Raw genomic sequence first — 11,723 nt, 5'->3', positions numbered from 1 at the left:
CTCCGAGCGGTGGCCGAGCGTCGCGAGGCCGACCGACGCGGGGCCTCGTCAGTCCGTGAGGCTCGCCCCCTCGAAGTTGCGCGGCGGCAGTCGCAGGTCTTCGAGGCAGGGCAGGTGTTTCACGTTGTAGACGACCTTCATCTCGTCGCTGGTCGGCACGCCGTTGCAGGAGAGCCGGAGCCCGCGGTCCATCATCTCCGGCGGGAGGATGTGGTCGACGGGCATCGACAGTTCGCCCTCGACGACCGCGACGGCACAGTTCGCGCAGGCCCCGCCCCGACAGGAGTAGGGCCACGAGAACCCGCGGTTCTCGGCGGCTTCGAGGAGGGTCTCCCGGGGTTCCACCAGGAACCGGCCGTAGTCCGCCGAGTCGAGGTCCGCCGCGGACGCCTTCTCGAACAGGTCGTCGTCGTCGAGCCCCCACCCGTAGTCGTCGAGCACCTGGAAGTTGAGGTACTCGACGCGGGTCTTCTCGGGCTCGTCCGAGTCGTCGACGGCCTCGGTCCGGAAGTCGCGGTCGGCGGCCGACAGCTCCTCGTCCACGTTCCCCTCGGCGATCTCCTCGTACGCGGCCTTGACGAGCTGGAACTCCCTGACGGACCCGCCCTGGTCCGGGTGGGTCTCCTTCGCCCGGCGCCTGTAGGCCCGCCGTATCTCCTCCTCGTCGGCATCTGGGTCTACCGATAGAATCTCGTACGGGGACGACACGGCTATCGCTAGCCGGAAGGGAAGCAAAAGAGTTGCCCTCGCGGCGAGGACGCGGAGAACTCTCCGCCGGACCCGTCGCTTCGACCGCCGCTTTGGGGACGTTTATTACCGATCGACCGTGATGGTACGCGTATGCTTCACTCGAAGGGGCCGCTTCTGACGGTCGACGTCGGCGAGCAGAGCGCGGAGACGACCGACGTCGACGACGTGCTCTCGTCGTTCATCGGCGGCCGCGGCGTCGGGACGAAACTGGCGCACGACCGGATCCCGTTCGACGCCGACCCGCTCGGCCCGGAGAACGGCCTGTTCTTCGCGACCGGGCCGATGCAGACGTCGAACATGAGCTTCACCGGGCGGACGAACTGCACCACGCTCTCGCCGCTGACGGACGGCCTGCTCTCGTCGAACGCGGGCGGGTTCATGTCTCGCCACCTCGCGGACACGGGCTACTCGGCGGTCGAGATCACGGGCGAGAGCGACGAACTGGTGATCGTCCACGTCCGCGACGACGGGGTGGAGTTCGAGGAAGTCCCCGACCTGGCCGGCGCGACCGTGCCGCAGGTGACCGAGCACGTCGAGGGGCGCGACGAGGACCTGGACGCCGAGAACGTCGCCGCCATCGGTCCCGCGGGCGAGAACCTCGTCCGGTTCGCCGCCATCATGACCACCGAGAGGCGGGCGTTCGGCCGCGGCGGCCTCGGCGCGGTGTTCGGCGCGAAGAACGTGAAGGCGGTCACGTTCGCGGGCGACTCCCGGCCGGAGATCGAGGTCGACCCGGTCCAGATGGACGTCCACCGCGAGGCGGCGACGAGCGACCACATCATGAAGCGGCAGGGGACGACCAGCGTCACCGACTACGCGAACCAGGTCGAGGCGCTGCCGACGCGGTACTTCTCGGAGCTCTCCTTCGAGGGCGTCGAGAACGTCAACGGCGACCGCGTCGAGGAGAAGAAGTTCGAGAAGGGCACCTGCTCGGCCTGCGCGTTCGCCTGCAAGCTCCCGACCAGAGACGAGGAGCGAGGGATCGAGACCGAGGGACCGGAGTACGAGACGCTCATGGCGTTCGGCCCGAACGCGGGGATCGACGACATCGTCGACGTGATGCAGTCGAACGAGCTCTGTGACACCCTCGGGCTGGACACTATCTCCTGCGGCGACACGGTGTCCGCGTATCTCGCCGCGGAGGAGGAGTTCGGCAACGCGGAGCTCGTCCACGAACTCGTCGAGAAGATCGCCTACCGCGAGGGGGAGGGCGACCTGCTCGCGGAGGGAATCGACCGCGTCCACGAGGAGCTGGGCGTCGAGAACTGGTCGGTGAAGGGGATGGAGTTCCCCGCCCATGACGGCCGGACGCTGAACGGGCAGGGGCTCGGCTTCGCCACGTCGAACCGCGGCGCGGACCACATGTACGCAACGTTCTACGCCTACGAGTACCCGCTCGTCGACGCCGACTCGGCGTACGAGATGACGGGGTTAGACGACAAGCCGCCTGAACTCGTCCGCCAGGAGAACAAGCGCGCGCTGGAGGACTGCGGCGTCGTCTGTCGGTTCTCTCGCGACATGCTCGACGCGGAGCGGTTCGAGGCGCTGTTCGACGCCGACTTCGAGGACCTGCTCTCCGTCGGCGCGCGCGTCATCGACCTCGAACGCCACTTCAACAACCAGCGCGGCTTCGACCGGTCCGACGACCGACTCCCCTACGACATCGACGGCTTCGACGCCGCGCTCGACGAGTACTACGAGGTGCGCGGCTGGAACGACGACGGTACCGTCTCGGCGGCTGGCGGCTCCTCGGCCGCGCCCGCCGACGACTGAGCGTCGCTCCTACTCCGCTTCTTCGATGCCATAGAACGGGAACGCCCGCGAGCGGGACTCGAACCGGTCGAGCGCGAACGCGACCAGCGGAAACGGCGCCGATCCGCCGGTCGTGACCGCCCGGACCGCGGTCGCGGCGACGGGCGCGGTCATCACGCCCCGCCCGTGGAACCCCGTCGCGGCGACCAGCCCCTCGGGAGCGTCGGCGGGCGCGTCGACGATCGGCCGCGTGTCGGGCGTCGCGCCGTCGACCCCGGCCCAGTGGTCGACGATCCGGGCGTCCGCCGCGTCTCGGAGGAACCGCGGCAGCCGTTCGAGAACGCGATCGCGGAACGCGGGGTCGGCATCGTGGTTCGCTTCTGCGGAATCGACCTCGTGGGGTGCTTCTGCAGGGCTGCCGACGGCGACGGCCCCGCCGACGACGAGCAAGCCACCATCCGGCGTCGGCCGGAGGTAGACCCCGTCGCCGGGAACCCACCCCATCGGGAACTCGCCGTCGAGAGGGCGGCCGAGCGAGACGCGGACGCACTGAGTCCGATACGGGCGGATCGGCAGGCGAAGCACGTCGCGGAGGAGCGGCTCCGTCCGCCACCCCGCAGCGACGACGACGGTGGGAGCACGGCGTTCCCCGTCGTCGGTCGCCGCGCCGACGACCCGTCCGTCCTCGACGAGTACCTCGGAGACGGTTACGCCCGTCTCCACCGTCGCGCCGCGCTCCCGTGCGTCGGCCGCCAGCGCGGCGGTGAACGCGTCGGCGTCGAGAAAGCCCGTCTCGCCGTAGCGCACCGCGCCGGCGAACGCGGCGAGCGAGAGGCGAGGGTAGCGGTCCTCGACGCGCTCCGGGGCGAGGAAGGCGACCGGGACCTCGTCATCGGCGAGGCGGTCGACCCGCCGCCGCGCCTCGTCCTCCCGCGCCGGCGGCACGAGTTCGAGGCTGGGTCGCTCGACGAAGTCCGCGCCACCGTAGTCGCGGAAGAAGGCGTTCGCGTGCGCCGCGACGCTCGGCAGGTCGGAGTACGCCGGCGTCATCGTCACCTCGCCGGCGGCCCGCCCGGTCGCGCCGGCGGCGATCCGGTCGCGTTCGAGGAGCCGGACCTCGCGGTCCCGCGCCAGCGCTCGCGCGACCGCGCAGCCGATCACTCCGCCCCCCACGACCAGCGCGTCGGCGTCGCTCATCGTCTGCGCCACGGGCGCGGAGCGCCTTAACCGCGCCGGCGGGTCCGTCGGAACGCCCGCTTCCGCGACGCGCTCGCGAGTCAGGGATCTGACTGGCCGCCCCACGTTTATGCCCGCTGCCGTGGTGCGTCTATGTATGTCTGGAGGAGGGGAAACACCGAGCGCGGAGGGAGAAGCGGAAGCAGAAGAAGCAGTCAACCGACTCGACCTCGGTCAGGTCGTCTACGACGCGGACGGCGAGGAACTGGGGACGATCCGCGGTTTCGAGAAGGGCGGCTTCTTCGTCACCACCCGCGAGGGCATCGAGGGCCTGAGTATCGAACACGCCCGGTCCGGGCACGACTTCGGCGAGGCCGAACTGATGTGGCGCTGCACCGAGTGCGGCGAGATGGGCGAGATAGACGAGGGGCTGCCCGACGAGTGTCCCGGTTGCGGCGAGCCGAAGGAGGCGCTGATGTACTGGACGGAGGACTGATTACCGCGCGCCGAGACGGCCCGGTATGGACGTCGTCGTCTTCGGTGCCGGCAGCCTCGGCAGCCTCGTCGGCGGTCTCCTCGCGCAGGAGCACGAGGTGACGCTCGTCGGGCGCGACCCGCACGTCGCGGCCGTCGCCGCCGACGGGTTGACCGTCGAGGGCGAATTCGACTTTTCCGTAACGCCCGACGCGACCACTGACGGGTCCGGCCTGCGCGCGGACCTCGCGGTACTGACCGTCAAGGCGTACGACACGGCCGAGGCCGCCGGGACGCTCGCGACCGGCGAGTACGGCGCGGCGCTCTCGCTCCAGAACGGGATGGGCAACGAGGCGACGCTCGACGAGCGCCTCGACTGCCCCGTGCTCGCCGGCACCGCGACCTACGGCGCGGTCCTCCGCGACCCGGGCCGCGTCGAGTGCACCGGCGTCGGCGAGATAGCGCTCGGTCCCTACGAGGGGGGCGACTCGGCAGCCGCGGCCCGCGTCGCCCGCGCCTTCCGTCGGGCCGACCTGACCGTCGCCGTCGCGGACGACATGCCCCGTCGCCTCTGGGAGAAGCTGGCCGTCAACGCCGGCATCAACGCCGTCACGGCGCTCTCGCGGGTCGAGAACGGCGCCGTGCTCTCCGGCCCGGCGAACGACCTCGCGCGGACGGCGGCGCGCGAGACGGCCCGCGTCGCCCGCGTCGCCGACGTGACGCTGTCGAACCGCGCCGCGGTCGCCGCCGTCGAGGACGTCGCCGCCGGGACCGCCGACAACGACTCCTCGATGCTCCAGGACGTCCGCGGGGGCCGGCGGACGGAGGTCGACGCGATCAACGGGTACGTCACCGACCGGGCCGCCGAGTTCGACCTCGACACCCCCGTGAACCGGACGCTGATCGCGCTCCTCCGGGCCTGGGAGCGGGGCCGGGGGCTGCGGTAGCCCGACCGCGCCCCCGGTCTCAGGCGCGGGCGACGACCCACAGCGCGGCGAGGCCGCCGACCGCCAGCGCGAACCAGTAGCTCGCGAGCCGGTAGATGGTCGCGACCGCCAGCGCGTCGGCGGCGGACAGCGCCGTCAGCGCGACGACGAGGCCGACCAGCGCGCCCTCCACCGCGGCGAGACCGCCCGGCGTCGGCACCATGCCCGCGAGCGTGCTCGCCGGGACGACGAAGAAGACGAGCAACAGGGGTATCGGCAGGTCGAGCGTCAGGCCCGCGAAGTACAGCGGGAGCGCGAAGAACACCCAGCCGAGGTAGGCGAACCCGGTCGCCCAGGCGAGCGCCCGCGGCGAGGCGGCGATCAGCTCGACCGACTCGTAGAACCGCCGGATCCGGTCGCGGACGCTCTCGACGGTGAACCGGTCGGTTCGCCGGGACAGCGGCGCGACGACCCGCAGGACCCCGCGCTCGACCGCGGTCCGGTACTGCCACCCGCCGACCACGAGCGCGGGGATGCCGACGGCGAGCGCGCCGAGGCCGAACGCGAGGTCCTCGGCGGCCTCGGTGAGCTGCGACCGCAGGAGCAGGTAGCCGAGGCCGACTGCCGCGAAGTTGAAGAAGGGCAGGAGGTTGAGCAGGTCCGCGGTGACGACGCTCGCGAGGCTCTGCTCGTAGCTCGCCTCCGTGTCCTGCGAGAGGACGTAGGCGATGAAGGGCTCGCCGCCCGCCTGCCCGAGCGGCGTCACGTAGTTGGCGAACGTCGCCGCGAAGTAGGTGACGACGAGCTTCCGGTACGGGACGTCGATGCCGCCGACGCGGAGGACGATCTGCCACGCCTTCCCCCACGCGGCGAGGCAGGCCGTCGTCGAGAGGCAGGCCGCGCCGAGCCACCGCAGTTCTGCGTTCCGGAGGTGGGTGAGCGTCCGCTCCAGCCCGACCGCGACGCCGAGGAGGTAGACGAGGATCGCCGCGACGACGAACCCGACGGCTATCTTGCCGACCGTCCGGCGGTCGAACATGTTTCGCAGGTCGGTCGCGCCGGCGTCGCCGGCCGCGGCGGGGGCGTCGTCGCTCACGTCAGTCGATGTAACCCAGGTCCTGCAGTCGGTCCTTCGCGTCCTCGCTCATGTCGTCTAACACGTCCTCGTCTGTGCCGGCGGCGTCGCCCTCCCAGGGGCCGCCGACCCGCTCCTCGAAGCGCGAGAGCGCCGCCGCCACCTCGGCGACGGCCTCGTCGTCCCCGCCGGCGAGGTTCTCCGTCTCGCCCGGGTCCGAATCGAGGCGGTACGCCTCGTCCGGGATGCGCTCGTTCCGGATGTACTTCGCGTCCGGCCTGCGCGCGGCCCGCATCCGCGAGTAGAACCGGGAATCGCGGTCGACCGTGATCCCGGCGGCGCTCGCTTTCTGCTCCAGTTGCTTCAGCTCGACGACGGGCCGGGAGTACTCCACGAAGGCGAACTCGCCCTCGTCGAACTCGCGGTGGTCGTCCGAGAGCAGCGACCGGCGGTCGTCGAGCGACACCGCGTCGGGGTCCTCGGGGTCGACGCCCGCGTGGTCCAGCACGGTGTGATAGAGGTCGAGCAGTTCGACCTGACGCTCGTAGCGCTCGGCGTCTAGATCCGGGTGCTTCACCATGAGGGGGACGTTCACCAGCGGGTCGTAGATGCAGAACTCGTGGCCGTAGAGGTCGTGCTCGCCGTGGAGTTCGCCGTGGTCGGCGCAGACGACGACGAGCGTGTCCTCCCAGCGCCCCGCCTCGCGGAGCGAGTCGAACAGCCGGCTGAGCTGAGCGTCGATGTGGCGGATCTCGGCGTCGTACAGGCCGCGGATGTCGTCGAACTCCTCGTCGGAGATGTCGCGGGCCCCGCAGTTGTACTCCTTGGAGTTCTGACAGACAGCGGTCGAGTCGACGCCGGGCGCGAACTCCTCCTTGTACTCCTCGGGCGGGTGGTACGGGAGGTGCGCGTCCATCAGGTTGATGAACGCGAAGAAGTTCTCGTCCTCGTCGACCCCGTCGACGAACTCCCGCGTCCGGTCTATCACCTGCGGCGTCTTCGAGTCCGACCCCTCGCCGCTGGCGAAGTACTCGTGGAACTTGTTGCCGACGCTGACCAGCCAGTCGGCGGCCTTCCGCAGGCGCTCGTCGTCGTTCATCGTCTTCCAGGCCTTCGCGAGCGGGCCGCTCATGAACTCGCCGGGCATCACCTGGAAGAAGTTGTCCTGGTCGTCGAAGCCATCCGTGAGGTGGGTGTACGGCGTGATCCAGGCGTTCGAGGAGTAACAGGCGCTCGCGTGCGTCTCCGAGAGGCTCTCCGCGAGCGTCGTCGCCCCTTCGAGGTACGGGTTCTCCTGGTTCGCGCCGTGTTCGTTCGGGTACAGGCCGGTGAACAGCGACGCGTGAACCGGGAGCGTCCACGGCGCCGGCGCGACGGCCTGCTCGAAGACGGCGGCGTCCTCGGCAAACGCTTCGAGTCCGGGCGTCGTCGGCCGGTCGTAGCCGTAGACGGAGAGGTGGTCCTTCCGGACTGTGTCCATCACGACGAAGAGAACGTCGCGCCCCGACGCGTCCGCGTTGGTCATGTCTATCGGGGGTAGCCGGAGCGTTAAAAAGACTGCTTATCGCACGCCCGCGCCGCTCGCCGGCCTCAGAACGGGGCCTGCGGGCCTTCGTCGGCCGCGCCGTCCTCGTCGTCGTCGACCGTCTCGCCGGGGAACGACGGCTCCATGCCGCCGCCACCGCCCATGCCGCCACCGCCGCCGGTGTCCGCGTGGACCGTTTCGATCTCGGGGATCTCCTTGACCATACGGCTCTTGATGGCCTGAATGGTCATCGGGGAGATACCGCAGCCCGAACACGCGCCGCCGAGCTGGATGGAGACCTCTCCGGTCTCGCGGTCGATGTTCTGGATGGCGGCGCTGCCGCCGTGCATCTGGATCTGCGGGAAGTTCCGACGAAGGAAGTTCGACACCCGCTCTTCCAGGTCGTCGCCGTCCTCTTGGGCGTCAGTACTCATGGATACGGGTTGGGGGCCAGCACCCTTGAACCTTTTGTGCTACTGGTTCGTTCGCCCCGTTCGACTCACTCGAAGCCGAACGTCTCCCGGATCTCCGCCTCGATCTCGTCGACGTAGATGTCGAGCACCTCACGGAGCTTCTCGTCGTCGACGACGATCCCGCGGACGCGCTCCTCCGGGTTCTCGGGCAGGTCGACGCGGAACTCGCCGTCGCCCTCGTAGAACGGCTCGCTCTCGTTGAGGATCTGCTGGTCGATCGCGTGGATCAGCTCCGAGTCGTACGTCTCGTTCATCGTCTCGAAGGCGTCCTTGTACGCCCGCTGGAGCTCCGTGAAGTAGTGGACGTACTTGTCCTCGAACTTCTCGGGGTCGAAATCGGCCATGTCCGACCGAATGGACCGCCCCGACAAAAGTCGGGCGATCCCCTCGCTGATAGCTCAAACGGCGATTTTACCCTACGATGGCCTCATGTGGTCGGTTCGCGTTGGTTCTCGCATGCCCGATCCCTGCTCGCGCAGACGATACCTCCGACTGGCCGCCGCGGCCGGGACGCTCGGCGTCGCCGGCTGCTCGCAACGGCTGTCCGCCGGCCGTTCCGGACCGACGGGAACCGGTACCACGACCACCACGACCCCCGCGACCGACAAGGTCGACGATTGGCAGTTCGACCCCGACGAGGCGGCCCGGTCCGGTAGCACCGGTGGATCCTCGGGGAGCGTGACGTACACCAGCGCTCAGACGGAGTCGGTCGAGATGTCCGCCGACGCGAGCGACGACGTCGGCCTCACCGCCGGCGGCGCGATGGACGCGAACAACTTCCGGGACAACGTCGACGAGGGGTACCTGCCGATCCCGTTGGACCTCTCCTACGAGGGCCTGTTCAACCAGTACTACTTCGACACCGGTAGCGACCGGGCCTGTACGTCGCTTTTCTGCCCGTCGTACAGCACGGCCGTCTCGCCCGACCCGCTCTCCGGCGAGACGGAGCGGTACCTCACTGTCGGGCTGAACTCCGGCATCACCGACTTCGAGCGCAAGACGCTCAACCTCGTCGTCGTCCTCGACATCTCCGGGTCGATGAGCTCGCCGTTCGACCGCTACTACTACGACCGCTTCGGCAACCGCCACGAGGTCGAGAACTACACGGAGCGGCCCAAGATAGACGTCGCGACGGACGTCGTCGCCTCGATGACGGAGCACCTCCGCGGCGACGACCGACTCGGCGTCGTGCTGTTCAACGACGAGTCCTACGTCGCGAAGCCCATGCGCGAGGTCCGCGAGACGGACATGGACGCTATCCGCGACCACGTGCAGGAACTGCGGGCCGATGGCGGGACGAACTTCTCCGCGGGCGCGGAGTCCGGCACCGACCTCCTCGCGGAGTACGCCGACGCCGACCAGTCCGAGTACGAGACGCGGATGCTGTTTCTCACGGACGCGATGCCGAACCGCGGGACGACCCGCGAAGGTGGCCTGGTCGACATCGCCGAGGAGAACGCCGCCGAAAACGTCTACAGCACCTTCGTCGGTATCGGCGTCGACTTCAACACGGAGCTCGTGGACTCGCTCACCGCCGTCCGCGGGGCGAACTACTACTCCGTCCACTCCGCCGACCAGTTCGAACGACGCATCGACGAGGAGTTCGAGTACATGGTCACCCCGCTCGTGTTCGACCTCTCGCTCGAACTCGACGCCGACGGGTACGACGTCGAGCAGGTGTACGGAACGTCCGCCGCCGGGGACGCTACCGACTCGCTCATCCGCGCGAACACGCTGTTTCCGTCGCCGACGGAGGGGGGCCGCACCCGCGGCGGCGTCATCCTCGCGAAGGTCCGTCGGACCGGCGGCGACCCCGAACTCCGGCTGACGGCGAGTTACGAGACCCGGACCGGCGAGCGCCGAGAGCGGACGCGGACGGTCGAGTTCCCGAGCGTCACCGCGCGACACTACGACAACTCCGGGATCCGCAAGGCCGTGCTGCTCTCGCGGTACGCCGACCTCCTCCGGTCGTGGATGGTCGACGAGCGCACCGGCGAGTACGGCCCCGAGGACGTCGAGCCGCCCGCGGACGACTACCTCGGGCGCTGGGAGCGCCAGTCCGACCCGCTCACGGTCTCCGAGACCTACCGCGAGCGGTTCGCCGCGTTCGCCGACCACCTCGAACGAGAGATGGCGGCGCTCGGCGACGACGAACTGGAGCGCGAACTCGAACTGCTGCGCGAACTCGCCGACCGCGAGGCGAACGCCGCGTTCGCGCGCCGGCTCTCGGCGGCGTCGTCCGACGCTCGGTAGCGGTCGCCGTTCCGATGCGCCAAACTCGGGCGAATCTCCCGCAGCCCGTCCATTCTCTATAGCGAACAACGATTTATTCGGTCGGATCGGCGACACTTCTCCCTCGGCTGCCGTCGTTTTCCACGACTTCGCGCCGGGGTGTCGCGACGGATCGGCGCGACCGCGAGGTGTTCGACGCCGCACCGCGGGAACTCGACGCGACCGAAGCCGAACTCCGAGAGCCGATCGGTACCGCGACGCCGATCTCCCCGGCCCGCGACGCGTTCGGCGTCTGGCTCCGAGACGCGACCTACGGACTCCGCACGGAACCCCGTTCGTCGCCGGCCCGCTACCACGTACCTCGGCTGGACTGGTTCGCGAGCCAGATCTCAGTCCCCGCGAGTGCGCGTAGTATATCAGTCAGACCGCTATCGCCGGGAAACCGATCGACCCCGCGATCCGAAACGGTCCCGGGCCGTGCTCACACGCCCGAGTTTCCGGTCTCGATCTTCGGCGGTGACGTGCCGCGCGGACCCACTCTTCCCGTCGTCGACCCCTGGGTTCGACGCCCGATCGTCCGTATCCGACGGCCCCGGTCGTCGAGTCCGTCCGTCGCGGACACGGTTCGGGAAAGCGGTGCGAGCTCACGGAGTCCCAGTACTGATTAGCAGCACCTGTGGTGCCGACATCCGCCCCGGTTCTGTGAGCAGTCCAGTCTTGGGGTATCACCGCAGTCTGCGTCGCCGTCTAGCGAGCCACGGACGCCGAACGGTGGGAGTGACGCTCTGCGGCCAACCCGCTATCGGCCGCGCTACTGGAATTCTGTATAGCGTTAATTGATTCATTATATAAGAGGGCCAGCCACCACCGTCGATTGCGAGGCCTCGCAGAGTCCTTCCGGTCAGTTCCCGCCGGTGGGCCGTTCCCGTTTGCGGGTGCTGACTAGCTGATCGGACCGGCTGCTCCTCGATTTCCGACGAATCGCCTCGGCAAGCGTTCGAACGAGAGACTGCTCGCCCGGGAGATTACGTCTGTCCGTGCCTTTATTCCCTAACTGCGTCACGTGTCCCGAAACGCCATCCGTCGCGCGCGCCTTCGCGCGGGCACGGTCGACTGTCCGCTCTGCGGGCGCCAGATCGCGTTCCCCGCCGACCATCTGGTCGTCTACGGTGCCGAACCGCCAACCGTCGAGAACGCCGACGCGGTCGAGTGTCCGGCGTGCGAGGGCGTCACGTTTCTCGTCGACGGCGATCGATAGCGCGCTCGGGGATTCACGAGCTCGAACCCCTCGAACTTCCGGGGTGGGATCAGGGTCCGGCCCGACGCGTCCCTCGTCAACC

11 protein-coding genes are annotated in these 11,723 nt (G+C 69.3%); 5 read left to right on the top strand and 6 right to left on the bottom strand.

Annotation, left to right across the window (positions count from 1 at the left end; genetic code table 11):
* Positions 1-48: 48 nt before the first annotated feature.
* A complete protein-coding gene (fer, locus tag D8670_RS02090; RefSeq protein ID WP_121816450.1) occupies positions 49-708 on the bottom strand; it encodes a ferredoxin Fer in 660 nt (219 codons plus the stop codon).
* A gap of 132 nt (positions 709-840) precedes the next feature.
* Between fer and D8670_RS02085 the strand changes: the two genes are divergently transcribed.
* A complete protein-coding gene (locus D8670_RS02085) occupies positions 841-2,523 on the top strand; it encodes an aldehyde ferredoxin oxidoreductase family protein (protein ID WP_121816449.1) in 1,683 nt (560 codons plus the stop codon).
* Positions 2,524-2,532: 9 nt separating this feature from the next.
* Here the strand turns inward: D8670_RS02085 and D8670_RS02080 are convergent, their stop codons facing one another.
* Positions 2,533-3,699: an NAD(P)/FAD-dependent oxidoreductase gene (locus D8670_RS02080; RefSeq protein ID WP_121816448.1), complete on the bottom strand. Its 1,167-nt coding sequence runs from the start codon at positions 3,697-3,699 to the stop codon at positions 2,533-2,535.
* A 136-nt stretch (positions 3,700-3,835) separates the two neighbouring features.
* On the opposite strand from D8670_RS02080, the gene D8670_RS02075 reads away from it, so the two are divergent.
* A complete protein-coding gene (locus D8670_RS02075) occupies positions 3,836-4,174 on the top strand; it encodes a DUF7130 family rubredoxin-like protein (RefSeq protein ID WP_121816447.1) in 339 nt (112 codons plus the stop codon).
* A gap of 25 nt (positions 4,175-4,199) precedes the next feature.
* Positions 4,200-5,099 (top strand): ketopantoate reductase family protein, encoded by a 900-nt coding sequence (locus tag D8670_RS02070; protein WP_121816446.1) that lies wholly within the window; start codon positions 4,200-4,202, stop codon positions 5,097-5,099.
* 19 nt (positions 5,100-5,118) lie between these two features.
* Here the strand turns inward: D8670_RS02070 and D8670_RS02065 are convergent, their stop codons facing one another.
* The 4 genes from D8670_RS02065 to D8670_RS02050 all read right to left on the bottom strand — a co-directional run bounded on the left by D8670_RS02065 (position 5,119) and on the right by D8670_RS02050 (position 8,495).
* Positions 5,119-6,174: a lysylphosphatidylglycerol synthase transmembrane domain-containing protein gene (locus D8670_RS02065; protein ID WP_233752177.1), complete on the bottom strand. Its 1,056-nt coding sequence runs from the start codon at positions 6,172-6,174 to the stop codon at positions 5,119-5,121.
* 1 nt (position 6,175) lies between these two features.
* A complete protein-coding gene (locus D8670_RS02060; protein ID WP_121816445.1) occupies positions 6,176-7,678 on the bottom strand; it encodes a sulfatase in 1,503 nt (500 codons plus the stop codon).
* A 65-nt stretch (positions 7,679-7,743) separates the two neighbouring features.
* Positions 7,744-8,112: a NifU family protein gene (locus tag D8670_RS02055; protein WP_121816444.1), complete on the bottom strand. Its 369-nt coding sequence runs from the start codon at positions 8,110-8,112 to the stop codon at positions 7,744-7,746.
* A gap of 65 nt (positions 8,113-8,177) precedes the next feature.
* Entirely contained in the window at positions 8,178-8,495 is a 318-nt protein-coding gene (locus tag D8670_RS02050) for a DUF5783 family protein (protein ID WP_121816443.1), read from the bottom strand.
* 112 nt (positions 8,496-8,607) lie between these two features.
* On the opposite strand from D8670_RS02050, the gene D8670_RS02045 reads away from it, so the two are divergent.
* Positions 8,608-10,404 carry a vWA domain-containing protein gene (locus tag D8670_RS02045; protein ID WP_121816442.1) on the top strand — a complete coding sequence of 599 codons (1,797 nt, stop codon included), beginning with the start codon at positions 8,608-8,610 and terminating at the stop codon, positions 10,402-10,404.
* Positions 10,405-11,446: 1,042 nt separating this feature from the next.
* Positions 11,447-11,641 carry a hypothetical protein gene (locus D8670_RS02040; RefSeq protein WP_121816441.1) on the top strand — a complete coding sequence of 65 codons (195 nt, stop codon included), beginning with the start codon at positions 11,447-11,449 and terminating at the stop codon, positions 11,639-11,641.
* Positions 11,642-11,723: the final 82 nt, after the last annotated feature.

It is taken from the genome of Halostella limicola (assembly GCF_003675875.1).
In the GTDB taxonomy this organism is placed as follows: Archaea; Halobacteriota; Halobacteria; order Halobacteriales; family Natronoarchaeaceae; genus Halostella; species Halostella limicola.
The sequence above is the reverse complement of the archived record's forward strand: the minus strand, read 5'-3'. Positions and strand labels throughout refer to the sequence as shown.